The sequence below is a fragment of the Pseudochelatococcus sp. B33 genome (genome assembly GCF_053570585.1).
This window is the reverse complement of sequence record NZ_JBSEFH010000030.1, coordinates 24485-48466: the sequence shown is the minus strand read 5'-3', so window position 1 is coordinate 48466 and position 23982 is coordinate 24485. Positions and strand designations below refer to the sequence as shown.

At 60.4% G+C, this 23982-nt stretch carries 27 protein-coding genes and 4 pseudogenes; 20 read left to right on the top strand and 11 right to left on the bottom strand.

Annotated features, from left to right (window positions below):
* The first annotated feature begins 277 nt into the window (after positions 1-277).
* The 7 genes and pseudogenes from ACUSIJ_RS25425 to ACUSIJ_RS25395 all read left to right on the top strand — a co-directional run bounded on the left by ACUSIJ_RS25425 (position 278) and on the right by ACUSIJ_RS25395 (position 6169).
* The gene (locus ACUSIJ_RS25425; RefSeq protein WP_449311223.1) at positions 278-724 is read left to right on the top strand and encodes a tripartite tricarboxylate transporter TctB family protein; all 447 of its coding nucleotides are present in this window, start codon (positions 278-280) and stop codon (positions 722-724) included.
* Positions 724-2226 carry a tripartite tricarboxylate transporter permease gene (locus ACUSIJ_RS25420; protein ID WP_449311222.1) on the top strand — a complete coding sequence of 501 codons (1503 nt, stop codon included), beginning with the start codon at positions 724-726 and terminating at the stop codon, positions 2224-2226. The genes ACUSIJ_RS25425 and ACUSIJ_RS25420 overlap by 1 nt, the downstream gene beginning before the upstream one ends.
* A gap of 131 nt (positions 2227-2357) precedes the next feature.
* Positions 2358-3323 (top strand): Bug family tripartite tricarboxylate transporter substrate binding protein, encoded by a 966-nt coding sequence (locus ACUSIJ_RS25415; RefSeq protein WP_449311221.1) that lies wholly within the window; start codon positions 2358-2360, stop codon positions 3321-3323.
* A gap of 48 nt (positions 3324-3371) precedes the next feature.
* Positions 3372-4295 (top strand): amidohydrolase family protein, encoded by a 924-nt coding sequence (locus ACUSIJ_RS25410; protein WP_449311220.1) that lies wholly within the window; start codon positions 3372-3374, stop codon positions 4293-4295.
* The gene (locus ACUSIJ_RS25405; RefSeq protein WP_449311219.1) at positions 4289-5275 is read left to right on the top strand and encodes an amidohydrolase family protein; all 987 of its coding nucleotides are present in this window, start codon (positions 4289-4291) and stop codon (positions 5273-5275) included. The genes ACUSIJ_RS25410 and ACUSIJ_RS25405 overlap by 7 nt, the downstream gene beginning before the upstream one ends.
* 51 nt (positions 5276-5326) lie before the next feature.
* A pseudogene (locus ACUSIJ_RS25400) lies at positions 5327-5536 on the top strand (alpha/beta fold hydrolase); the annotation flags it as partial.
* A 402-nt stretch (positions 5537-5938) separates the two neighbouring features.
* The gene (locus ACUSIJ_RS25395) at positions 5939-6169 is read left to right on the top strand and encodes a cold-shock protein (protein WP_449311218.1); all 231 of its coding nucleotides are present in this window, start codon (positions 5939-5941) and stop codon (positions 6167-6169) included.
* A gap of 46 nt (positions 6170-6215) precedes the next feature.
* On the opposite strand, the gene ACUSIJ_RS25390 is transcribed toward ACUSIJ_RS25395, so the two are convergent.
* Complete coding sequence (locus ACUSIJ_RS25390; protein ID WP_449311217.1) at positions 6216-6491, bottom strand: hypothetical protein; 276 nt, start codon at positions 6489-6491, stop codon at positions 6216-6218.
* Positions 6491-7342 (bottom strand): glutaredoxin 3, encoded by an 852-nt coding sequence (grxC, locus tag ACUSIJ_RS25385; RefSeq protein ID WP_449311216.1) that lies wholly within the window; start codon positions 7340-7342, stop codon positions 6491-6493. The genes ACUSIJ_RS25390 and grxC overlap by 1 nt, the downstream gene beginning before the upstream one ends.
* A gap of 92 nt (positions 7343-7434) precedes the next feature.
* Here grxC and pdxR point away from each other — a divergent pair, with 92 nt between their 5' ends.
* A complete protein-coding gene (gene pdxR / locus ACUSIJ_RS25380; RefSeq protein WP_449311215.1) occupies positions 7435-8904 on the top strand; it encodes a MocR-like pyridoxine biosynthesis transcription factor PdxR in 1470 nt (489 codons plus the stop codon).
* On the opposite strand, the gene ACUSIJ_RS25375 is transcribed toward pdxR, so the two are convergent.
* From ACUSIJ_RS25375 to ACUSIJ_RS25360, 4 genes and pseudogenes are all read right to left on the bottom strand, one after another.
* Complete coding sequence (locus ACUSIJ_RS25375; RefSeq protein ID WP_449311214.1) at positions 8881-9381, bottom strand: DUF2285 domain-containing protein; 501 nt, start codon at positions 9379-9381, stop codon at positions 8881-8883. The genes pdxR and ACUSIJ_RS25375 overlap by 24 nt on opposite strands.
* A gap of 91 nt (positions 9382-9472) precedes the next feature.
* Positions 9473-9688 (bottom strand): transcriptional regulator domain-containing protein, encoded by a 216-nt coding sequence (locus tag ACUSIJ_RS25370; RefSeq protein WP_449311213.1) that lies wholly within the window; start codon positions 9686-9688, stop codon positions 9473-9475.
* Positions 9689-9960: 272 nt separating this feature from the next.
* A complete protein-coding gene (locus ACUSIJ_RS25365) occupies positions 9961-10245 on the bottom strand; it encodes an antirestriction protein ArdA (protein ID WP_449311239.1) in 285 nt (94 codons plus the stop codon).
* A 45-nt stretch (positions 10246-10290) separates the two neighbouring features.
* Positions 10291-11185 (bottom strand): annotated as a pseudogene (locus ACUSIJ_RS25360) (dihydrodipicolinate synthase family protein); the annotation flags it as partial.
* A gap of 75 nt (positions 11186-11260) precedes the next feature.
* On the opposite strand from ACUSIJ_RS25360, the gene ACUSIJ_RS25355 reads away from it, so the two are divergent.
* From ACUSIJ_RS25355 to ACUSIJ_RS25305, 11 genes are all read left to right on the top strand, one after another.
* Positions 11261-11857, top strand: coding sequence for an NADPH-dependent F420 reductase (locus ACUSIJ_RS25355; RefSeq protein WP_449311212.1), 597 nt, complete (start codon positions 11261-11263; stop codon positions 11855-11857).
* Positions 11858-11959: 102 nt separating this feature from the next.
* Positions 11960-12847 (top strand): LysR family transcriptional regulator, encoded by an 888-nt coding sequence (locus ACUSIJ_RS25350; protein ID WP_449311211.1) that lies wholly within the window; start codon positions 11960-11962, stop codon positions 12845-12847.
* 151 nt (positions 12848-12998) lie between these two features.
* A complete protein-coding gene (locus tag ACUSIJ_RS25345) occupies positions 12999-13226 on the top strand; it encodes a hypothetical protein (protein ID WP_449311210.1) in 228 nt (75 codons plus the stop codon).
* Positions 13171-14511, top strand: coding sequence for a recombinase family protein (locus tag ACUSIJ_RS25340; protein WP_449311209.1), 1341 nt, complete (start codon positions 13171-13173; stop codon positions 14509-14511). Before ACUSIJ_RS25345 ends, ACUSIJ_RS25340 begins: the two co-directional genes overlap by 56 nt.
* A complete protein-coding gene (locus ACUSIJ_RS25335) occupies positions 14420-14938 on the top strand; it encodes a hypothetical protein (protein WP_449311208.1) in 519 nt (172 codons plus the stop codon). The genes ACUSIJ_RS25340 and ACUSIJ_RS25335 overlap by 92 nt, the downstream gene beginning before the upstream one ends.
* A gap of 356 nt (positions 14939-15294) precedes the next feature.
* On the top strand, positions 15295-15576 hold the full coding sequence (locus tag ACUSIJ_RS25330) for a type II toxin-antitoxin system TacA family antitoxin (RefSeq protein ID WP_449311207.1): 282 nt from the start codon (positions 15295-15297) through the stop codon (positions 15574-15576).
* A gap of 6 nt (positions 15577-15582) precedes the next feature.
* Positions 15583-16095 carry a GNAT family N-acetyltransferase gene (locus ACUSIJ_RS25325; RefSeq protein WP_449311206.1) on the top strand — a complete coding sequence of 171 codons (513 nt, stop codon included), beginning with the start codon at positions 15583-15585 and terminating at the stop codon, positions 16093-16095.
* 124 nt (positions 16096-16219) lie between these two features.
* A complete protein-coding gene (locus ACUSIJ_RS25320; protein WP_449311205.1) occupies positions 16220-16531 on the top strand; it encodes a hypothetical protein in 312 nt (103 codons plus the stop codon).
* A gap of 12 nt (positions 16532-16543) precedes the next feature.
* Positions 16544-17557 (top strand): recombinase family protein, encoded by a 1014-nt coding sequence (locus ACUSIJ_RS25315; RefSeq protein WP_449311204.1) that lies wholly within the window; start codon positions 16544-16546, stop codon positions 17555-17557.
* Positions 17494-18144, top strand: coding sequence for a hypothetical protein (locus ACUSIJ_RS25310; RefSeq protein WP_449311203.1), 651 nt, complete (start codon positions 17494-17496; stop codon positions 18142-18144). The genes ACUSIJ_RS25315 and ACUSIJ_RS25310 overlap by 64 nt, the downstream gene beginning before the upstream one ends.
* A gap of 264 nt (positions 18145-18408) precedes the next feature.
* The gene (locus ACUSIJ_RS25305; protein WP_449311202.1) at positions 18409-19515 is read left to right on the top strand and encodes a Fic family protein; all 1107 of its coding nucleotides are present in this window, start codon (positions 18409-18411) and stop codon (positions 19513-19515) included.
* Positions 19516-19707: 192 nt separating this feature from the next.
* Here the strand turns inward: ACUSIJ_RS25305 and ACUSIJ_RS25300 are convergent.
* Positions 19708-20470 (bottom strand): annotated as a pseudogene (locus tag ACUSIJ_RS25300) (IS5 family transposase).
* A gap of 118 nt (positions 20471-20588) precedes the next feature.
* Here ACUSIJ_RS25300 and ACUSIJ_RS25295 point away from each other — a divergent pair.
* Positions 20589-20759: pseudogene (locus ACUSIJ_RS25295) on the top strand (hypothetical protein); the annotation flags it as partial.
* Here ACUSIJ_RS25295 and ACUSIJ_RS25290 read toward each other — a convergent pair.
* From ACUSIJ_RS25290 to ACUSIJ_RS25275, 4 genes are all read right to left on the bottom strand, one after another.
* Positions 20685-20954 carry a hypothetical protein gene (locus tag ACUSIJ_RS25290; protein ID WP_449311201.1) on the bottom strand — a complete coding sequence of 90 codons (270 nt, stop codon included), beginning with the start codon at positions 20952-20954 and terminating at the stop codon, positions 20685-20687. The pseudogene ACUSIJ_RS25295 and the gene ACUSIJ_RS25290 overlap by 75 nt on opposite strands.
* 270 nt (positions 20955-21224) lie before the next feature.
* A complete protein-coding gene (locus tag ACUSIJ_RS25285) occupies positions 21225-21557 on the bottom strand; it encodes a hypothetical protein (RefSeq protein ID WP_449311200.1) in 333 nt (110 codons plus the stop codon).
* A 479-nt stretch (positions 21558-22036) separates the two neighbouring features.
* On the bottom strand, positions 22037-22531 hold the full coding sequence (locus tag ACUSIJ_RS25280) for a MarR family transcriptional regulator (protein ID WP_449311199.1): 495 nt from the start codon (positions 22529-22531) through the stop codon (positions 22037-22039).
* Between the two features lie 77 nt (positions 22532-22608).
* Positions 22609-23769, bottom strand: coding sequence for a mandelate racemase/muconate lactonizing enzyme family protein (locus ACUSIJ_RS25275; RefSeq protein ID WP_449311198.1), 1161 nt, complete (start codon positions 23767-23769; stop codon positions 22609-22611).
* Positions 23770-23982 lie beyond the last annotated feature (213 nt).

Genomic DNA, 23982 nt, shown 5'->3' with positions numbered 1-23982 from the left:
AGCGCATTGACACAATGTGAATAATGAGTCACCGTTCATATAATAAAACGCAATATGGGGATCGCAGACCACTCGTTCGGTCATGGCCAAGTGCCCGGCTCATTCAGCCGATGCGTCACGGAGACCGCCGCCGGGAGGACTGCCAGCAGTTAGGGCGCAAGCTGAAGCACCTGTCACGCACGCCCCGAAACGGGCGGCGGCTTATGCTCCGGCTGACGCGGTCGAAGCCTGAGTCGGGCCGCGCACATGCGCGAGCGTCGATGCGGAGGTGCAGCACATGTCGAAAATCCTTTCCGACAAGAACTTTCTCGCAGGGGCTCTGTTTCTGATAGCCGGCCTGTGTTTCCTTGGCGTGGCACTTGGCTACAGCCCAGGCACGGCGCGCCAGATGGGACCGGGCTACTTCCCGTCGCTTCTGGCCGGCCTGCTTTCCCTGGTCGGGCTCGTCGTCATGGGGCGCGGCTTGATTGACCGATCGGCCCCCGTGATCCGGATTCCGCTCCTCCGCCCGTCGCTCGTGCTCGTGTCGATTGCAGCGTTCGCGATATTGATCGACCGGATCGGCCTCGTGGTGACCGTCATGGTCAGCATGATCATCGCAAGCCTGGCCGCGTCGCCATTCCGCCTCGTCGAGACCCTGGTGCTCGCCGCCGGCCTGGCCGTGTTCTGTGCCCTGCTGTTCGGCCTGGGTCTTCACCTGCCTGTCCAGATCGGGCCATTCTGATGGACGCCCTTCATCACCTCGCGCTCGGCGCGGCCGTCTCGCTGTCCCTGCAGAACCTGCTGTTCTGCTTCATCGGCGCCTTGCTCGGTACGCTGATCGGCGTTCTTCCCGGTATCGGGCCCATTGCGACGATGGCCCTCCTGTTGCCGGCGACCTATGCGCTGGAGCCGGTGACCGCGCTGATCATGCTCGCCGGCATCTACTACGGATCCCAGTACGGGGGCTCCACGACGGCTATTCTCGTCAACCTCCCCGGCGAATCGTCGTCGGTGGTCACGACCCTCGATGGCTATCAGATGGCGAAAAAGGGGCGGGCCGGCGCCGCGTTGAGCATCGCAGCGATCGGCTCGTTCGCGGCGGGCATTTTCTCCACCCTGGTCATCGCCTTCGCCGCCCCGGCGCTGTCGGACGTCGCCCTCTCGTTTGGACCGGTCGACTACTTCGCCCTGACGGTGCTGGGCCTCATCCTCGCCGTCGTGATTGCCCGGGGGTCCGTCATCAACGCGATCGGCATGGCGCTGTTCGGTCTCCTGCTGGGGATCGTTGGCACGGACCCAACCTCCGGCGTGCAGCGGTTTACGTTTGGCTTCTACGAACTGTCGGACGGACTCGACTTCGTGTCCGCGGCGATCGGGCTCTTTGCCATCGCCGAGATGTTCCTGAACGTCGGCGAGAAGACGCCGACGATCATCGACAAGCGCGAGATCGGCTCGCTGTTTCCAAGCCGTAAAGAATGGCGAGCCGCGATCCCGGCGGTGGCGCGTGGAAGCTTGATCGGATCGCTGCTTGGAATACTGCCCGGGGGCGGCGCGCTCCTGGCGTCATTCGCCGCTTACGGGGTTGAAAAGAAGGTTGCCAAAGATCCTTCACGCTTCGGCCAGGGTGCGATCGCGGGCGTCGCGGGGCCTGAGTCCGCGAACAACGCGGCGGCGCAAACCTCCTTCATTCCGCTTCTCACGCTCGGGATTCCGAGCAATGCCCTGATGGCGCTGATGGCCGGCGCCATGATCATCCACGAAATTCAGCCGGGGCCAGGCATCATGCTCAAACAGCCGGACCTCGTCTGGGGCCTCATCGTCAGCATGCTTGTCGGCAATCTCATGCTGGTGCTTCTGAACCTGCCGCTGATCGGCATTTGGGTGAAGATCCTCCAAATCCCCTATCGCATGATGTTTCCGGCCATCGTCATCTTCTCCTGCATCGGCGCCTATTCGCTTTCCAACAACACGTTCGAGATCTACTGCGCGGTCATCTTCAGCATTCTCGGCGTCGCATTCAAATTGGTCGGTTGCGAGCCGGCGCCACTGATACTCGGATTTATCCTCGGCCCCATGATGGAAGAATATTTTCGGCGCGCGATGCTCCTCTCGCGCGGCGATCCGGCGGTCTTCCTCTCCAGTCCGATCAGCGCGTCCTGCCTGATCGCGGCCCTTGTTATCGTCATCTTCTCCGTTCTTCCGGCGATACGAAAAAAGAGGGAGATCGTCTTTGTCGAGGACTAGAGCGCGTTCCGATCGGACGGAATCGTCGATCGATCAGAATTCGCTCAAAATCAGTAAGCTGGAGCATGGCCTGGCATACTCATTCTATGCCTTTGTGTATTGAATATTCCTGCCATCGTAAGGAGTGCGCAATGAAAGCCTGGATTGTAGCGGTAGCTGCCCTTGCAGCATGTCTCGGGATTGCACCCCCCGCCCAAGCGGATGACTATCCGTCCCGACCCGTCAAGGTCGTGTGCCCCTTCGGCGCCGGCAGCGCCGCGGATACGATCGCGCGCCGGGCGGCTCAGATGTTGAGCGCCGCGCTTGGCAAGCAGTTCGTGGTCGAGAACCGCCCCGGCGCGAGCGGCATCGTCGCAACCGAGATCGTGGCGCATGCTCCCGGTGACGGCTATACGCTCCTTCTCGTAACGAATTCGACCCATGCGGCGAATGCTTCCCTGTTCAAGACTATCCCCTATGATCCCGTGACAGATTTTGCACCGATCGGGAAGATCGCCTCGATCCCCCTGCTCCTCGTCGTTCACCCGAGCGTGCCCGTGAACAGCGTGAGCGAGCTCATCAGCTATGCAAAGGCCAATCCTGGCAAGCTGAACGCCGCCTATTCCGGCAGTTCGCTGCAGGTGGCGTCGGCCCTGATGGCAGACCAGTCCGGCATCAATGTCGTGGACATTCCCTACAAGACGGTTCCGCCGGCGCTGACCGATCTCGTCGCGGGGACGGTCTCCTATATGTTCGCCGATTACTCCAACGGCATCGCACAGGCCAGGGAAGGCAAGGTTCGCGCTCTCGCTGTCACCAGCGCCACCCGCATGTCCAGTGCGCCGGAATACCCGACCATGATGGAGGCGGGCTTCGAGAACTATGACGTTGCAGCCTGGTTCGGGCTCGCGGCGCCGGCCGGGACGGACGAGGCGATCATCCGGAAGATCTCCGACGCCCTGAAGCAGCAGTACGATACGCAGGAGACGCGCGCCTTCTATGCCCCGCACGGCATCGAAGCCACGTTTTCCTCGCCGGATGAATTCAAAGCATTCATCCAGACGGAAATCGGGCGGTGGGCCGACATGATCAAGACCGCGAAGATCGAGGTTCAATGACCCTGCCCGCACGCATTGAGAAACACACGAATGTAGGATCGTGACGCCGTGGCAAGACTTATTCTCGATGGGCGGTCCGCCGATATCCCAGGTATCGACCTTGGCTCGCGCGCCGCTGCAGCAGAGCAAATGACAATCGCCGATGCCGTGTCCCAGCGCCTGAGGGAACTGGATGAATCAGGCGTGACGGGGCAGGTGCTCTGCGTATCGTCCGAGCGAGCCTTCGACATCATCGGCTCTTCAGACCAGATCGCACACGTCAATCGCGGTCTGGAAGCCGTAATGCACCGGTCCGATGGCCGGCTGACGGCTATCGCACTGGTGGATCTGAATCAAGGCGATGCGGGCGTTGCCTCTGTCGAACGGGCGTTCGACCGGGGATTTTGCGGAATCGCATTGCCTACCCGGTATCGCGGATCTCGTGTTGACGAAGACCAATTCCGGCCGGTCCTCCAGGCCGCGCAGGAATTGGGGCTTCCGGTCATCCTGCAATCGAGCGGCCTGGCCGATGGCGGCCCGCCCACGAACGTCCGGCAGCAGACCCATGTCGGCATGCCGGCGGACTATGCTGTCTGTATCTCGCGCATGATCTTCAAGCGCCATTTCACCGACATGCCGGCGCTGAAGCTTCTCCTTCCGGAGGGCGGGGGAACCGTTCCGGCGCTCATCGCACGCTGGGATCACGGTTACACTATCCGCCGGGAATGCCGGGCCATGATCCTCGCCCCGCCTTCAGCCCATATCAGAAACCTTTATATCGAGGGCCCGGAGCTCGACGATGCGGCATTCGCGCTGGCGGGGAAGGTGCTTGGCTACGACCGACTTGTTTTTGCAAGCGGCCGCGCCTCCCTCGCGGAGGCAATCGACTTCGAAACCAACCGGCGCCGTCGCGACGCACAGCATGCGATACACCGCCGGTACTTTCACGGCAACGCCGCAACGCTTTTCGAGAGACGCCGCCAACCATGCTGATCGATGCGCATACGCACGTCATTCCCCGGCCCTACCTGATCGAGCTTGAGCATCGGTCCGGTGTCGCATCGCTGCAAGTGCGCGATGCCGCCACCAGGACCCCGGCGATCGATACGGCAGGCGTCACCTTTTCGCTCTCGCCCATATGGTTTGATCCGGCGGAAATCATCGAGCACATGGATGCGACAGGGATTTCGGCACAAGTAATTTCTCCACCGACGTTCCTGTTTCATTACACGGACCCCGGTGACCGCGCGCTCGAACTCAGCCGCATCATCAACGATACCTATGCGGATTTTGCCCGGCGGTTTCCCGGCCGCTTCCATGGCATGGGGACTGTGCCGCTTCAGGCGGTGGATATGGCGATCGAGGAACTGTACCGCCTGGTGGGGATGGGCATGAGGGCGGTCGAAATTGGTACATTCGTGAATGGACTGAGCCTGGACGCACCGCAACTTCGGCCATTCTTTCGGGAGGCCGAGCGCACTGGAACATTTGTTTTCGTCCACCCGCTAACGCAGCAGCAGGTGGGGGAAGAAGCCTTGGAGTTCGCCTATCTGCGCAATCTCGTCGGCCTGCCGGTAAGCACCGCCTTCGCCATCGAGTCCGTGATCTTCAGCGGCATGATGGATGAGATGCCCCAACTCAAGCTCGGTTTCGCCCATGGTGGCGGCGTGAGTTGCATGCTTCTCGAAAGGTGGGACCGGCGCTGGCGAGGCGATGCGCAACTGCGCGAGAGATGCGCCCGCCCTCCGTCATCGGTCTTTCGTGATCTCTACTTCGACACCGTGGCGCATTCCGCTGCATCGATCGAGTTGCTTCTCAGTTGCGCCGATCCGCAGCATATCTTTCTCGGATCGGACGCACCGGCCGATATGGGAACCGTCGGCTTTCCCGGCCCTGTTAGCGAGACCGGAGCCCTTGGTTCACCCTATGGCGACGCCATTCAGTGGAAGACGGCCCAAAGCCTGTTCGGATAAGATTCGAATGTTGCCATCAGAACCGGCCCCGCAGTCGGAGCGTGACGCCGTAACCCGGACCCCGTCGACATCGCGATCCACAGCTATCGCTGGCGGCTGGGACTGGCCGGGTGCGCGCCGCATCCGGACGCCAGTGTCTATGCCGGAAAATTTTCCGGCAGGTACGCACACCGGGCCGCCGCCGGCGGCGTGGGACACAACCTGCCGCAGGAGGCGCCACAGGCCTTTGTCGAGGCGGTCGTAGACGTCGATGACTTCTGACCGCACGCCCGAAAGGAAGAACCCGATGAGCGGCATCCGTTCGGCCTCGGTCGAAGATCCGGGCCGCCGCCATCGCCGCGTCAATATCCCCGCCCCGCCTTCAACCGCCACGATCGGCAGGTCTCCCGGGTCCCTGATGCATCGCGGTACCTGGCCCTGACGACGTCCGCACCCGGTTCGAGGCCGGCGTCTTCAGGCGGACGGCGCGATAATTCTTTTCGAACAGCGCCTTGATTCAAATGCGTTTGATCCCTATGTTATAGAGACTGATCTTGTTTTTTGAACTTTGTTTTTGCGCGGTCAGCGCTTGCGACAATCTTCCTCTCTCAAATCGACGTGAACCGTTCGTCGCGCCGGAGGCGTGGCGGACAACGCTCCATGATCGATTGAAAGGAATCGGTCGTGAACATCGGAACTGTAAAGTTCTTCAATGCCTTCAAGGGATTCGGCTTCATTACGCCGGAGAAGGGCAATCAGGACGTCTTCGTCCATATCTCCGCCGTCGAGCGCGCCGGCCTGCACGCCATCGTGGAAGGCCAGAAGCTCAGCTATGAGCTCGTGCGCGACGCCAAATCCGGCAGGAGCGCTGCCGGGAATCTCCAGGTGGTGAAAGGATTCCCCCTCCATCAGTGACCACGGATGTGCTGGCACGGATCGTAAGGATGACAGGGACATCTAATTAAAGGATCGTGCGTGACAGACAGACAGACAGAACCTGAGACTTGGCACCTACGTTGAAACAAGCTCGGGCGGCGAACGTGGCAGCGGGCAGCGGATCGCGCAGAGCGATGGCAAGCACCACCATGAAGATGACGCCACCGAGGAAATAGCTCATGAAGCCCGACCACGCGGCCGAGTTGAGCGCCGTGCGCAAATTTGGTGTTGAGTACCTGCTGTATAACGAGACTGCCCCCGCGAAAATCGCGAGGGCCAGAGGAACAATCGCCGGCACCATCAATGCGCCTTCTCGGCAAGCATCGCATCCAAGCGGCCGGCCAGGTCGAGTGCTTGCAGGTCGTCGCTCCCGCCTAAATGGGTGGAGCCGATGAAAATCTGCGGGACCGTGCGGCGGCCGCCGCTGCGGGCAACCATCACGTTTGCAGCTTCCGGGTCGCGTTCAACGTCCACCTCGATGAACGCCACGCCCTTCTCCGTCAGCAGCGCCTTGGCGGCTTTGCAATAGGGGCATTCCGGCGTCGTGTAGATCAGCACACCTGAGCCATGCATCGGCGTTGTGTTGTCTTGGAGCCAAGCGACCACATCGGCGGCCGACCTATTCGGCGGGAACACGGGATAGAAAACGTGCTCAATCACGCCGTCCTTGATGATAAGGGTTATGCGCTTAATCAGCCGCATCCCTTCCACGGTCATGGTCGGAAGGCGCAGGGCCTCGGTCAGCTTGAAATCGGCATCGCTCAGGATCGGGAAGGAAAGGCCGAGCCGGTTGGATAGCTCTTTCTGGTAGTCCGGGGTTTGCGTGCTCAATCCGAAAACCGTCACGCCGAAGGCGGCAAACACATCCTTTTCGGCTTGAAACGACAGGGTTTGCGGGGTGCATCCGCGCGCGCCGGGAATGTCGTTCCAGCCCGGCGGCAGCTCGACGCCGGGAACGCCGGTCATGGGGTAGGCGTAAACGACGGCTCGGCCCGACAGAGTGGAAAGGTCCGCCAGTTCACCGGAAGTCGAGCGAAGCGGCAGGCTTGGCACCCGAAGGCCAGTTAAGTGGTCGGCTGCACCATCGTCCAGTGGACGCGGCAGGTTGTCGGGAAGCGAGAGGGGGTTAGTGGTATGCTGCGCATTGGTCACGGGTTAGCTCTCCATTGATATGCCCTTTCTTATGCGTCTGAAATGGACTACTTTGTAGCGCCATTATGTAGGTTTCTCGTTGGTCCACTTAGATGTCGAAACGGCGCGCTACGATTGCTATCCCTTCCTTGAAGGCAGTTGATCCCGATACCGGCCCGATTGGGCGGCAGCTCACTCAATACCTTCGGGATGCGATTGCGAGCGGCGCACTGAAACCGGGCGAGCGTCTTCCATCGACGCGGATGTTGGCGTCCTCCTTGGGCATCGCCAGGGGAACGGTAGTCGAGGCGTTCGATCAGTTGAGAGCGGAAGGCTATCTCGACACAAAAATTGGAGCAGGCACCCGCGTCGTTCCGGCCCTCGTAGAAATGGTGCCGGAGCCGCCTGCGGAAAGATCAAATCAAGCAAGGGCGCCCACCTCACCTTTGCCACCATCCGCTCCCCGCCTAGCAGCTATTGCGCACGCATTGGCACCTCAGCCTATTGCCCCATTCGCCATAGCGGTGCCGGAAGCCGGTATTGCCCCTGATGATACTTGGCGACGGCTCGGCAACCGCGTTCGGGCCACGACTCTAGCCGCGCCGTCCGGCTACGCCGATCCGCTTGGACTGCCCCAACTGCGAGCGGCGATTGCCGAGCACATAAGGCGCGCGCGGGCCGTCAACTGCACGATGGAAAATATTATCGTCACGTCCGGCACCCAACAAGGCCTCTATGTGGCGGGCCGCGTGCTACTGTCACGAGGCGATGCTGTTTGGGCCGAGAATCCCGCCTATCATGGTCTAACGGCGGTGCTTGACGATCTTGGGATGCACACCCACCGGATTCCCGTTGACGAACAAGGTTTCAGCATCGAGCAAGGCATGGCAATCTGCCCAACCGCGCGCGCGGCCTTCGTCACCCCCTCGCATCAATACCCGCTCGGAATGCCGTTAAGCATGGCTCGCCGTCAAGCATTGGTGGCTTGGGCCGAACGAAACAATACATGGATCGTTGAAGACGACTACGATAGCGAGCTGCGCTATGCTGGCCATCCGTTCCCGGCCATGCAGGGCCTAAATCCGTCGCGCGTCGTCTATCTCGGCACATTCAGCAAAGTGCTGTTTCCCTCGCTGCGGCTTGGCTATGCCGTCGCCCCCGCAAGTCTGGTCGATGCGTTCGCAGGAGCGCGGGCGATCCTAGACCGCCATTCTCCGACCGCCGATCAGCACGTTCTTGCGGCCTATATGCGCGAGGGGTTCTTTGAATCGCACGTTCGGCGTATTCGCGCCCTTTATGCAGAACGGCGTGAGGCTTTGCTGTCGGCATTGGAGCCCGTGCTGCCAGTCGGATATTCAATCCAGCCCAGCGATCAAGGAATGCATATATTGCTTTGGTTGCCCGATAGCGTCGATGACGTGCAAGTAGCCGGGCAGGCACAAGCTGTTGGGTTAGTCACTCGGCCGATTTCAACAATGTATTCCGGCGCACAGGGCCGGCCTGGACTCATGTTGGGGTTCGGCGGCTTTCCACCCGACCAACTGCGTGAGGCAGTAGCTTCATTCTCTCAAATTCTGCGGTAGTCCACCCTCGGTGGGCTTAATCGGATAGTGGAGTAGGAGCCGATAACCGCCTCGCATCATTTTCAGGCCGTGCGCGACCAATCGCCGGGTTTGGTTCTTGCGGGGATCAACTTCCCAATCTTCCTTGATCCCGCGAAAGCCGAGCAGGACTTCGGCGATAGTTCGATAGCTCTCGCCTCGCAAGCGGGCGTCAAGCGCGCGCAGCGACAGGATATGAAACCGCCGGAGTTGCGCCGGCATGGTGCGGAAGTCCGCGCCAGGCGCTCGGCCGTTTAGGGATCGCCAAAGACGGCGGGCAGCATGGGCGCGAAGCTCCATGAAAGAATCCATCGGAAGGGATACGGCATAGAAGGCGGCTGCGTCGGGAACCGCCTGGGGCAGCCAGAATTGATGCATGACGCCATCGAGATGCCAGATGCCATGCCATCCATCCGCTGCGTGCCGTAGGTCGAGGCCGGACAAATGCGCCAGCGTCACGATAGGCTTCGTCGCCCCATCGCGATGCTCTACGGGTGAAAGGAGAACCGCTTGCGGCTGAAGCCGTGGAATCCAGAACAGGGATTGCCGATCAGGTGGGGTTTCGGGGTCGCATGGGAAATCGCAACCTCCAACGTTGCGAGAATGCCTCCAGCTCGTTCGCTGCCGGCTCTTTCATATTCGAAATGGTCTGGAAGTCGCGATGGTAGTCCTCATGGCGACGAATATATTCCCAGGCGAAACCGGCGGGGGGAATGGCTTTCGCGTGCCCGTAAGCCCCCGGCGCACGCCAATCTACGTGAAGCATGGCGCACCCTCTCTACTCGCGGGCAAACAAGACAGCGCCCGGATAGAAAGTTTGCGAAACTGTAGAAGCGAGAAGTAGCCGGAGTTATGCGAAACGTTGTTCGCACCCGCTGGAATCTTGTTGTTAGTTTATTCTTAACGATGTTTTCTCGATTCGGCTAGTTGTGCAAATCGTGCTTGCTAGCTCTTTGCCGTTGGTAAGCATATCCTGTGACCTCTCTACAAAAGTGGAGAGTTGCTTTGACTGCTTTGTCAGTCAAAGCAACCCAACCCTTAGCAATTGGAAAAGATATGCACCTCATCGCGTGCAGTCTCTACCGTGAAGAACTCACCGCTCATCTCGGCGTCGCGTGCCATTGCATCCCAATCAATATAGTAGCGCAGGGCTTTGGGGATTGTGATGCTCTCGGAGGTCAGTTCCTCCATGTAGTCGGCAAGACTGGTGTGCTGTCCATGATAGCAGTCCTGCAAGGCGGTTTCGGCCTGGTCGATGTCTCCGACAAACTGCTCCAACAAGCCCGCGCCTAATGCGCCGTGCTCCGCGATGAAAGCTCCCATCCGTGCCAAGCTCTCGATGCTGGCGTATTGTATGATCTCGGCCGGTAGTTGGTCGAGGGTGTCAATGATTTTCCGGTGCGCTCCCTTGTCTAAAGGAAGGATCGGCCGGGGCGGTTCAGCATCAACGATGTCGCGCAAGGCCGCGATCGCATAGATGACGCGAAGGCTGGAAAAAGACTTGATAGCTCTCAAAGCGGTGCAAGTGCCGTGTCGAGCCGGCGGGCTTCAGCAACATCTCCCGTCTGTGCCGCCCGGACGATCTTCAGGCAAACCGAGGGGAACAGCCCGGCGAGCACACTATACCGAGCACACTATACCAAGTGTCGGCGCGGGCGATCATCGCCCCGGTGCAATGCCAGTCGCCACTATAGCCGACTGAGAAGCCTGTTTCGGTTCTGCCTCGCAGGACTGCGAGGTCGGTGACAATGCCTTGACCATCGCCAGTCGGGCGCTTGACAGCGACGATTCCAGGGACTCGGCTGAGGCGGGCAACCAGCTCGGGCGAAAAACTGAAATGCGTAGTGCCGGGATTGTCGTAGATGCAGATCGGCAAGCCGCTGTTCCGCGAGACGGCGACGAAGTGCTCAAAAACCTCTTCCTCGGTCAGCGGCGTATAGGAAATCGGGGCGAGCAGTCCTCCCGAAGCGCCGGCCGCCTTCGCATCCTGGGCGAGCCTTATCGCATCGTCGGTCCTGAGCGCGCCGATTCCGACGATGAGCGGGATTTCGCCTCCAGCCTCTGCAAGTGCTGCATACAGCGCGCGGCGACGTTCCTCGCGCGTTAGATAGGCATAGGTCCCGGTGCTGCCCAGCAGGCCGATGGAATCGACCCTTGCCTGACGTGACCGTGCGATCAGCCGGCGCAGCGCGGCAGTATCGACGTTTCCGCTTGCATCGGTAGGGGTGATCGGAAAGGCCGAAAGGCCGCGAAGAAACGTCATGTGGATATCCGTACAGCCTCGGACTGGTGATGGGGTACAAGCTCTGACCGCGTCGAAAAATAGAAGGAGAATATAATGAGCTACGCAATTATCGGCTTCGGCAAGGTCGGTCACGCTCTCGCCAAGGCGTTTGCCCGCAAGGGCATCGAAGTATCCGTTGCAACCACGCGCGACCCGGAAAGCTTTGCATCCGATGCAGCCGCAATCGGTCCCACGATCATTCCCACAACACTGGCGGAAGCCGTCAAGGCGGACATCATCTTTTTGGCTGTCCGCTTCGAGTCGCACCCGGAGGTAGCGAAGGCGCTGCCGAGTTGGAAGGGAAAGACAATCATCGACGCGACGAACACGCAGGCCCCGCTTGAGGAATTGGACAGTCTCCCGTCGTCCGCCGTCGTCGCGAAGGTGTTCACCGGAGCCAAGCTGGTGAAAGGCTTCAATCATTTGGTCGCTGCTGTCCTTGACCAAGACCCGGCCGTTCATGGTGGCAGGAGAGTCGTGTTCCTCGCGAGCGACGATGACGATGCCGCAGCGGAGATTGCTGCGCTTGCGGAAAATCTGGGTTTCGCGCCTATCAAACTTGGCAGGCTTTCGGAAGGTGGACTGCTTGTGCATGCGCGCGGAAATAGCTGGGGTCATCTGATCTTCAAGGACTTGGTCAAGTTCGACTGATGAATCATGCATGAGCGCTATCGGGGCGTGGGAATGCGCAGACGACGGAGCAAGAGTCAGCACGCAGAAAAGGTCGTCGCTGTTTCTAGCGGTCGCATCCCCATGACCGCATTGGTCCAGACGCTTGCGGTTGCGGAATATCTCAGTTTCCGCCGTGCGGCGCAGGCGCTCGGCACCAGCCAGTCGAGCGTCAGTACCCGCGTGAAGGCTCTTGAGGAAGAAATTAGCATCCTTCTGTTCAAGCGCAATACGCGTGGCGTTCGGCTGACCGAGGCCGGATACCTGTTCGTTGCACAGGCCGGTAGCGCGCCGGACACGCTGGACCGCGCCGTGAAGACCGCCAGTATGGTGGCGCGCGGTAAGCACGGCGCGCTTCGTATCGGCGTTCATGGTCTTGTCGCGGGCGGTTTCCTAAACCGACTGTTGGATCGTTTCCGCAGCCTTCATGCCGAGGTTGGCCTGCACATCACCGAAAGCATGGCACGCGAAGCGCAGATACAAGTGCGCGAAGACAGGCTGGATGTGGCCTTCATAGCCTGCGCCCATGAAATCCCCGACCTGCATTCCCGCGTGATCTGGCGCGACCGCCTGATGGCCGCAGTGTCGGATGCCCACCCGCTGGCAGGGCTGGACCGCATCTCGTGGAAAGACCTCGTGGCGGAAACCTTCCTCGTGCGCGAGGGCGGCACCGGGCCGCAGGTTCATGACCTGATCGTGGTGCGAGCGGCAGGGAAATGGCCTGTTCCCACCATCCAGCGCCTCGCTGTCGGGCGTGACACGCTGCTGTCGATGATTGCTGCAAGACAAGGCATTTCCCTGTTCGTTGCGGAAAACCTCGCGCTGGTTCCACCCGGCATTGCCATTCGAGAGATTTCCGACGAACCGGAAAGCATCCCCTTTTCGGCCGTCTGGTCCCCGCACAGCCAGAGCCAGACCCTTCGCAATCTACTGGACCTTGCAGGCCAGATGGAGCGAGAAGCGCGGCAATGATCGGTGAAAAAGGGAAGATGAACGGGTATAGTGACCCATCCTATTTGCCGCCGATGCTACGCTATGGCCGCATAGCCTGCGATTTCGTTTCCGGTTCTACTCTGCGTGCTGCTTCATGCCTGTTTGAGTCCAACGAACGACAGGCATCGGCATGGAAGACGACACCGAACCGGAACGGTTCAGACCGGCCAACGACAATACCGGCCCGCAGGGCGAGCCGGACGCCGAGACGTGGCACAGAATCGACCGCGCGGCCCTGACACTGGTGCGCATCATCGCCCGCCGCATGGCGCGGGAGGATTTCGAGCGGTTGACCGCCGCAAATGACAACCGGCCCTTGGAAACCGGCAACACGGAGGATGGGGCCGACACCGATTGAAAGGATCGTCCCGATGACCTCAAAGCCGCTCCGTGTCGCCCTTTACGCCCGCTATTCCTCCGACAACCAGCGGGACGCTTCCATAGAAGATCAGTTGCGTCAGTGCCGAGAGCGCGTCGCCCGCGAGGGCTGGACTGTCGCGGAGACCTATTCCGACCGCGCCATCTCCGGCGCATCGCTCATGCGTTCCGGCATCCAGACGCTTCTTGCCGACGCGCAGGCGGGCCGATTCGACATGGTGCTGTCCGAGGCGCTGGACCGCATCAGCCGCGATCAGGAAGATGTGGCGGGCGTCTTCAAGCGCCTTCGCTTAGCGGGCGTCAGCATCTTCACCTTGTCGGAAGGCGAGATCAACGAGCTTCATGTCGGCCTCAAAGGCACCATGAACGCGCTGTTCTTGAAAGACCTTGCTCTCAAGACCCATCGCGGAATCCGAAGCCGTGTGGAAGCCGGAAAGATCGGCGGCGGCAATTCCTATGGCTACCGCGTCGTCCACCAGCTCGACGCGCGTGGCGAGCCGATCCGTGGCGACCGCACCATCATCGAGGAGCAGGCCGAAATCGTGCGGCGCATCTTCCGCGAATACGTCGCCGGAAAGGGACCACAGCGCATCGCCGCCGACCTCAACCGCGATGGCATTCCCAGCCCGACTGGCAAACGTTGGGGCGATACCGTCATCCGGGGCAATCGGCTGCTTGGTTCCGGCATTCTCAATTGCGAGCTTTATGTCGACCGCCTAGTCTGGAACCGTCAGCGCAAGGTCAAGAACCCCGACACCGGCCGCTATGCGTATCGCCTCAATCCCAAATCCGAATGGGTTTTCGGTGAAGCGCCGGAACTGCGCATCATCCCGCAGGCGCTATGGGATGCGGCCAAGGTTCGACAGGACCAATTGACGGGGCTTTATGAAAGACAGATCGACCATTCCCGCGCGGCCATGCGCAGCATGATGGCGAAGAACGGCGGGCTGAACGCCACCCACCGGCCACGCACCATGCTGTCCGGCCTCGTGTTCTACGGCTGCTGCGGCGGCACCTATAGACGGCGCGGCCATGACCGCTACACCTGCTACCAACCATGCGCTCGGAAACGGCTGCGACAATGGCCGCACCGTCCCGCGCGAGGCGTTGGAGGCGCGAGTCCTCACCGGCCTGCGCGAGCGCATGATGACCCCGGAAATGGCGGTGGAAGCGATGCGCGTCTATGCCGAAGAAACCAACCGGCTCAACCGCGAGCGCCGCGCCACGGGGGAAACCACCCGTCGCGAGCTTACCGACACCGCTAAGGCTATTGCCGAAATCGTGCGCGTCATCGAGCAAGGCGGCTGGCACCGCGCCCTGTCCGACCGCCTGACCGAGCTTGAGGCAAAACAGGACAGCCTCACCGCCCGTCTGTCGGACGCCCCGCAGGACGTTCCCGACATTCATCCCGGTATTGCGGAAACCTTCCGGCGCAGGATCGAACGGCTGACCGCCGCACTCGATCATCCTGACGACGCGCTCCAAGCCACCGACGCCATCCGCGAGGTCATCGACCACATCATCATCACACCCGGCAAGAGGCGCGGCAGCTACGCCGTCACCCTGCAAGGCGAGCTTGGCGCTATCCTCGACTGGATCGAGCGCACCGGAAAACCCGGCTACAGGCCCGTCCCCGACATCGCCTCATCTCGATTGTCCATCCCGGTCAAAACATGGGCGAGACCGGGGTAGCAAGGCGCCAGGAAAGTCTTTGGCACCGTGGAATAAATGGAGGGGACCCGCTTGCGGGGAGCGGGCCGTTTATGCCGCGAAAGGCCGAAGAGTTTTCTTGGGCCGCGCGAGGCCGGAGCCCATAGCCTCTTCTTGAATATTATGGAATCTCTCCCGGCCTTGGCCGGGGCCGGTCTTCTGTGATGGCCTCATGCTTCCCGCAACCGATCAGGCAAATGCGCAACCCGGACGGAAGCCCGCCCAAAGGCATGCCGGACTTGCGCGATCTTGCCGCAAGCCAGCGTGCGAGGTCCGATTAATATTATCGCTTGCATTGCACGGTTTTTTCCCGTACTCTTTAAAAGAAAGGAAAAGCCATGCCAGCGGTATCCAAGAGCAAGCACGAACTGAAGACCGACCGCATCGAACTGCGGGTTTCGCCGTCCGCCAAGCAGCTCATCCAGCGCGCGATGGCCGTGTCCGGGCTGACTGCAGGCGATCTCGCCTTCGAGGGCGCGCGCCGTGTGCTCGACGAGCACGAGCGCATCGTCCTGAGCGGCGAGGACAAGCAGGCGTTCCTCGATGCGCTGCTCAATCCGCCGGAACCCGCGGACAAACTCGTTGCCGCCTTCAGGCGCCACCGCCAGATCGCCGGCTGACCGGCCGTGGGAATCGTATTCGAGGCCCTTGGCAAACAGCATGACCGGGCGGGGTTTTCGAGCGGGCAACCGGCGCTCGACGACTGGTTCCGCAAGCGCGCAAGCCAGGATGAGAAGCGGAATCTCGCGCATACATTCGTTGCGGTGGATGACGAACTGGGCGTCGTCGGCTTCTATTCGATCAGCACGCTCTCGGTCGCTTTCGACGCGGTCCCGCCGGAGATTTCGCGCAAGCTGCCGCGATATGACGAGATCCCGGCCGCGCTTATCGGACGGCTGGCGCGCGACGAACGGGTTCGCGGCAAGGGACTGGGCGAACTGCTTTTGACCGATGCTCTGCGGCGCATTCTGGATGCGAGCAAGACTTTGCAATTGTTCGCCATCATCGTGGACGCCAAGGACGACAAGGCCGCGGCGTTCTATGCCAGTTATGGTTTTCGACCGTTTCCGACGCGGCCGAATCGTCTGTTTATCCTGAAGTCGGTTGCCATAGCGGCGCTCGAACGATCGCTCGGCTGAGAATCGCAAATATATTCTACTCGTGAAGGGGATTCGCCCACCGCAAGATTCAAGTATTTTTACGCCAATGCCCTCTGTTCCCGCCGCATGACGTGCGATCGACTACGACGCGGCCCTCAAAGGGATGGCGCTCGACGACGGAGAACGCTGCAATGCGCGCGATTTCGCATTCACGGTGGACGGTTTCCAGCCCAGTCTTGGCCGCGAGCGGAATGGTCTGCTCGACGGCGAGGATAGTGTTGTGGCAAGGCCGAGGCGAACGACAGCGGAAAGGGTGCGACTGGTTCTCGAACCATCGCCGCGCGCTGTCGTCCACGATCCGGCGAAGCCCGATCCACGCCTTGTCGAACTTGTCCACGTGCTTGCACGGCAGGCCGCAAAGGACTTCGTTGAAGCCGAAGGGAAGCGCGAATCCGACGAACGCCTCCCCAGATAGGGAGGCCGTCTCATGAAGGTCGCGCTCTACGCCCGCTATTCCTCCGACAACCAGCGCGATGCTTCCATCGAAGACCAGCTTCGCATCTGCCGCGCTCGCGCCGAGCATGAAGGCTGGCAGATCGTCGACAGCTACATGGACCGCGCCGTCTCCGGCGCTTCCCTGATCCGGCCGGGCATTCAAGAGTTGATCGCCGATGGCCTCAAGCGTCGGTTCGATGTGATCCTCACGGAATCGCTCGACCGGCTGTCCCGCGATCAGGAGGATATCGCCGGCTTCTACAAGCGCATGCGCTTCGCCGGCATCGCCATCATCACGCTGTCGGAAGGCGAGATCAGCGAACTGCATATCGGCCTCAAGGGCACGATGGGTGCGCTCTATCTCAAGGACCTGGCCGACAAGACGCGGCGCGGGCTGCGCGGCCGCGTCGAGGACGGCAAGTCGGGCGGCGGCCTGTGCTTCGGCTATGACGTCGTCAAGCAGTTCAACGCCAACGGCGAGGCGATCCGCAGCGAACGGAAGATCAACGAGGCGGAAGCGGCCGTGGTGCGCCGCATCTTCGCGGACTATCTCGCCGGGCAGTCCTCCCGCACGATCGCGATGGCTCTGAACCACGAGGGCATTCCCGGCCCGCAAGGCAGCGAGTGGGGACCGACGACGATCCACGGCAACCCGAAGCGCGGCGTCGGCATTCTCAACAACGAGCTTTATGTCGGCAAGCTGGTCTGGAACCGGCTGCGCTATCTGAAAGACCCGGACACCGGCAAGGGCGTCTCGCGCCTGAACCCGGAAAGTGAGTGGGTCGTTCAGGATGTGCCCGAGTTGCGCATCGTGGATCAGGACGTGTGGGACGCTGCCAAAGAGCGTCAGAAGGCCCTCGCCTATGAGCCGGCCACCCTGCCCGGCGAGAACACGCTGAACGACCGTCGCCGGCCAAAGCACCTGTTCACCGCCCTTGTCAAATGCGGCTGCTGCGGCGCGATGCGCTGGAGAAGTCGGTCCTGCAGGGCCTCCACACGCATCTGATGGAGCCTGGGCTGTTCAGGGAGTTCTGCGCCGAATTCACCCGCGAGGTGAATCGCCGGCGCATCGAGCGCAGCTCGGGCCTCGAAGCGGCCAGGCGCGAACTGGACAAGACGGTCCGCGATCTCGACAAGGCCATCGATGCCATCCTGGCCGGTGCGCCGCCTTTGCAGTTGAAGGAACGGATGGAAAAGCTCGAGGCCCATAAAGCCGAGCTGACCGGGATGCTGACGTGCACCGAGGAACCGCCTCCCCTGCTGCATCCCAACATGGCCGAGATCTACCATCAGCGGATTTCGGCGCTGTATGGCGATCTCCAGAACGAGGAGACCACGGCGCAGGCCGCGCAGACGTTCCGCTCGCTGGTGGAGCGGATCGACCTCGTGCCGGACGGCAACGAGCTTCAGATCGTGCTGCGAGGCGATCTCGAGGCGATCCTGCGGTTTGCGGCGGGCAAGAAAAACCCCGACGTCCTTTCGGAAGTCGGGGTTATGGATGACCTGCTTTCGCAGGGATCGGTGGTTGCGAGGGCTTGCAACACCCGATTCCTGCGATTGGTTGAACGCCAAATCTCCAAACTTGCCGCGTAGCGTAATCCATTGTCTTTCTTATGGAAAGCTTTGTTTTCCTGTCGTCGGTGCTTGCTGCCAATATGGAGAAGATCTTTCGCTTGGCTTGGCAGTCGTCAGCTAAGCCGAGCAAGCTTCCGCATTTATTGTGCGATGAGCCAGCGGCCGGCGCGTCGGGTCGGGTCGGAGGCGGTGAATGCACGCTCTATTCTCCGCACAGCATGCGGCAAATAGTGTTGCGCCTGCGGAGAATGATAGCCATATTCTCTGCAAGGAGTACGGAGAATGACGTCCTATATCCATGAATTGTCGGATTGGCCCAAGTTCCGCTGGCACGGGAGCCGTCTGGTTGAGTCCCTGGCGGCGGTTCGCCATCGGCAAGGCCGGCTGATCGGCCGTATGGAAGCGTTGGGCTTTCCGCTGCGCAGCGAAGCAACGCTGGAGAACCTCACACAGGAGATCCTGAAATCCAGCGAAATCGAGGGGGAGGTCCTCGATCGCGAACAGGTGCGTTCCTCGATCGCCCGCCGCCTTGGCATGGATATCGGTGGCCTTACCGCTGCGGATCGGCATGTCGAGGGCGTGGTCGAGATGATGCTCGACGCCACGCAGAAATTTGCCGAGCCGCTGACCGAGGAGAGGCTATACGATTGGCACGCAGCCATGTTCCCCACTGGCCGTAGCGGCATGACGCGCATCAAGGTCGGCATTTGGCGTGACGACACTTCAGGGCCGATGCAGGTCGTTTCCGGACCGATAGGCCGCGAGCGAGTTCACTACGAAGCGCCGTGCGCATCACTCCTGCCGAAAGAGACGAAAACCTTTCTCGACTGGTTCAACAGTGAGACTGCCATCGATCCAGTGCTCAAGGCCGCCGTGGCGCATCTCTGGTTCGTCACTATCCATCCGTTTGACGATGGCAACGGACGCATCGCCCGCACCATCGCCGACATGGCGCTCGCACGGCCGGAGCAGACGGCACAGCGGTTCTATAGCATGTCGGCGCAAATTCGGCAGGAGCGGAACGCCTACTACGACATCCTTGAACGCACGCAGAAAGCCGATCTCGACATCACGCCGTGGCTGGAGTGGTTCATCGGCTGCCTGGACCGGGCTTTCGACGGCGCGGAGACGACGCTCGCCAAAGTGTTCGGGAAGGCTCGCTTCTGGGAGCGCCACGCCGGGGCGGCCTTCAACGACCGGCAACGCGACATGCTCAATCGGTTGCTGAACGGCTTCGAGGGCAAGCTCACGACATCGAAATGGACTGCGATCGAGAAATGCTCGCAGGACACGGCGCTGCGAGACATCGACGATCTCGTCGGCCGTGATATCCTGCGGAAGGAGCCCGCCGGTGGGCGCAGCACAAGCTATGCGCTTATCGGGCCATAAACGCTTCAGAGACCGCTTTGCGCCCCCAATTGTCATCATTTGAGATACCGGCTGACAATCCCAAAACCAGCCATTCCTCCACTACGGCGTAAACTCATAAAATTGCTTGTCGTTTATGGCATTCTCTGATTCAAGGCTTCCAACTAAGGATGCCTTTGATGACGCGTCGTCGCTACGAGCTACGGCGTCGACTCATAAACTCTGGCACCATATTCTTGCGGCGACGAGCTTTACGGCGGCGAGGTAGTTTTCCGGGCGCTTGTCATATCGGGTTGCGATGCCTCGAAACTGTTTGATCCTGTTGAAGAACCGTTCCACGAGATTGCGTTGCCGATAGACCCAGCGCGAGAACACGAAGGAGCCCTTGCGGTTTGTCTTCGACGGGATATTGGCCCAGGCCTTTCGCTCTGCAGCCTTGGCCCGGATGGCATTGCTGTCATATCCCTTGTCGACCAGCAGGATATCTCCTGCACCGAGTTCGTCTGTCAACGCGTCGGCCTGCGTGCAGTCGGCGACCTGTCCGCCGGTCAGACGCAGGTTAACGGGGCGACCTTCGGCGTCGACGAGCGCGTGGATTTTGCTCGTCAGTCCGCCGCGGGAACGTCCCATGCCGCCATCATCTCCATCCCCTTTTTTCCCGTGGCCGCATGCTGATGAACGCGGACACAGGTCGAGTCGATCATGACGATGTCACCATCGTAGGCTGCCGAGACTGCTGCAAGAAGCCGATCCCATACCCCGGCCCGGCGCCAGCGCACGAAGCGGTTGTAGCAGGTGGTCGGCGGGCCATAACGCTCCGGGATTTCCACCCAGGGCGAGCCCGTTCGAAACCGCCAGAGGATACCATTCAGCACCCGCCGGTCATCGCCCGGGGAACGCCACGGGGCTTGTTGGGCAAAAGCGGCGAGATAATCGACCATTCGTGGTCGGTTAGTTCGTAGCGACGACGCGTCATCAAAGGCATCCTTAGTTGGAAGCCTTGAATCAGAGAACGCCATAAACGACAAGCAATTTTATGAGTTTACGCCGTAAGTCAGTGGCGCGGATATGCCGATAATGCGCGGGGCTGGTCGATCGGGTGCAGCGGGCGGGCGATCGATGCTATGCCGATTTCGCTGCTCGAGGTCGTTTATGATCCCGACCAGCAAGTCGCGGAAATGCGTAATTTTCTAGCTGCGATGTACACGATTTGGCGCGAGAAGGGCAGCGAATTTCAAGATGCGGTAGGCCGAGACGCCGCGCTGCTTGCCAGTTTCATCCATGCCTACAAGCATCCTTCGTTTCAGGAAGAGCAAGAAGTCCGCGCGCTTCACGAGCTTCGCGTTGACCTGTCCGACGACGGTTGGGAACTCATCGATGATGGCGGGATCGCGAATGGTGACAAGGTCGAAGGCGAACCGGTGCATTTCCGCGCCGCCGGGTCGTCGATCGTTGCCCATGTCGACATTCCCTTGCAGCGAGTCGACAATGTAGCAATCTATGAGCTCTGGTTCGGCCCGAGCAATAGCAACGGGATAGGAAAACGCCTTCTATCCTCTGACCCGGTATGGGCACCGTGGGGTGAAGTTGTTCCGCTCAGCATCAAGCTATCGATCCTAGCGAGGTCGGCACCTCCCTACAGGACAGACTTGCCGGGACCAAGGCTGCTTTTGGTATTTTGCAGATCAACTGGGAGCGACCGGAACGGGGACGAATCCCGTCATGCCCACTTAAGTTGTCGCCGGCCCAAAGCCTATATCGTAATTTGCTTTACGCAGGTAAAGACTGTTGATGCAGGTGACGCTCACTCGTCCATCAGCTATAGGTCGCCCAAACAGGCCGATGTTCTCAACGATCTTTAGGCTTTCATACTTGGCCGCACCACGAAATATACGCGTCGAGAGGCCAAAGGCAGTTTCCAGGAACGGTTGGTCGGTGCGCAGAAGGCTGAAATACGACGGAAAGAGAATCCCGTCGAAGCCACCCTGCACTGCTGCAGCGGCGATTGCCCTCGATACCGGGTAAGAGTGGCTAGCTGCCAAAAAGAGAAGATGGATGGCCATGTCTAGGCTGTCGAAAGAGGTGGCATATGCAATATAGAGTGATTAAAGAAATCTCTACGAAATTTGTTTACTTCCGGCTCAGTGGACCACCGTATCTGATCCGGCGGATGTCCGCTTCGAGTAGCTTGAACATAGCAGCATGACTACCCGCAGCCGCGGCTTTCTCGTACCAGGTGCGGGTCTTGGCAAAGTCCGGCCCAAGAAGGCCAGATACCCAATCATCAGAGTGGTCTAGATGTTTTATCCCGGCGTTTGATGGTGCATTATTCAGCCAGGAATGGCAGGATGCACTATGGGACAAATTCTGCACGGGAGCGCCCGCACGACAGAGGCAGGCTGGCCATTGATCGTACGCTCGATCTCGAACAAGGCATCGATCCACCGCGCCGCTTCAAAGGCGACAGGGGAGAAGTTTCCAGATGAATCGTCCTTGCGGATGTTGCCTTCGACATCCGCAAGTTCGAAGAATTTGCGGCGGGCTAAGGTAGGGTGTCGATCAGTTTCTTGAGTATCTTGAGCAGCGCCTTCTTGTTTTCAGCTCCAATGAGCGATATCAGGTATGCGCTTTGACTGTGCGCCCTTTCCGCGAGGTGCTGGCTGAGTTCGGAACCCGCCTTGGTGACGTAGCTTGCATAAGAGCGCCGGTCGTCATCAAGCCGCACACGCCGGATGAGACCTCTATCTTCCATATATCGCAATCCTTTGGCAACGGTCGATTTATCGAGTCCAGCCGCCCTCGATATGGCGATCTGTGTGATGCCGGGGTTGTTGGCGATCAATGTCAGCATGGTGAAGCATCGCGGTCGCAAACGGTCGTCACCGAGGCTGTTGACAAAATTCTCGTATACGCGATCGTTCGCCAGCCTTAGGTGGAAGCCGATAAAGCTATCAAGCAGCCCATAGTTGATCTTATCGTCGGCCGCAGTTTCATTGACGTCCGCACGGCTTCTGACCGGGGTAGCCACAACATCCATCTGTTACACCTTATGTCCTGTCCCATGGGCTGCCGCAATTCCCTTCTCGCAGAGACTGATAGGAAACGGGGCGTCTTTCAACCCTTTCCGTGTCCACGAGCCGACGCGCGGCTGGCGAGATCTTCGAGCGCGTCATAGTTGAGATCGAAGCCCAGCCCTGGCCTGTTCGACAGCATAAGAGTCTGTCCCTCCTTCTCGGGAAGCCCGTGGAACAGCGTGCGGCACATCTCCACTGAGGCGAGGTGCCATTCGACCAGGCCGCCGTTGACGAGGCCAGCATGCAGGTGTCCGTTGTGGAACGGGAAGGCGCCGCCATTGGCCAAATCGATATTATTGGCATGCGCCAGGGCGGCCACCTTTGCGGCAGCTGTGAACCCGCCGCAGATCACCGCATTCGGCTGCAGCACGTCGACTGCTTCCTCGCGGATCAGCGATGCAAAACGCCAGAGTTGCCCCTCGTTCTGGCCGGCGGCGATTCGGATGTTCGTGCGATGGCGCAGTTCCCGCATCCGCCGGGGATCGTTGTCGCGCACCGGTTCCTCGAAGAAGGTGATGTCGATGTCGCGCAAGGAATCGATCAGCCTGCGGGCACCGCCTTCGGTGAGGCTGCAGTTAGCGTCGATATAGATGTCGCTGTCGTCGCCGATCGCATCCCTTACGAGACGGACTCGGATCAGATCTTCCCGCAGGATGGTGTCGATGTCCACGCCGCGGTTGCGCTTGGCGAGCGCGTGGTGTCCGACTACCATCTTGAAGCGCGTGATTCCTTCCGAACGCAGGTGTTGGGCAGCCTCCACCAGCTGGTCACGGTCAAATGCACCGAAGCCGAAGGTGACATAGAGCGGAACGCTCTGCCGGGCGCCGCCAAGCAACTGCCAGCACGGCAGCCCGGTCGCCTTGCCCAAGATGTCCCAGAGGGCCAAGTCTATGGCCGAAATGGCATGACTCGCGTAGCCAGTCTGCCCACGCGGGGTCAGGATCCAGTAGAGCGTCTCGGCGATTTTTTCGCGATCGAGGGCGTAAAGGCCGACAATGTTGGGTGCCACGAGTTCCCTGAGCACGGCGACAACGGCTTCCTCATCCGTGATCGACGTCATGCCATGGCCGGTAATGCCCTCTTCCGTCGTCACCTCGACCACGACACAGGAGATCGACGCCGATGCCGATACCGAACCAACTGTCATTGTGTTGGGGATATACGCAGGCCAGATCCTGACATTCTTGATGGTAAGATTCACGCAAGCTGCTCCTTCTTTTTGTCGCTGCTACCAGAGTCTGTTACTGGAAAAACCTCACATTGCGGGCTGTCGGCGGATTCCGGCTGCCGACACCGCCCTCCCCCGATGTTTCCGGTGTCGACTGCGTCCGGCTCCCTCCCGGAAACCTATTGGAAGCCTTTGCCCGTACCCCATCCTGACCTTCCTCAGGCACGTTGAGCACCATGGGTAATT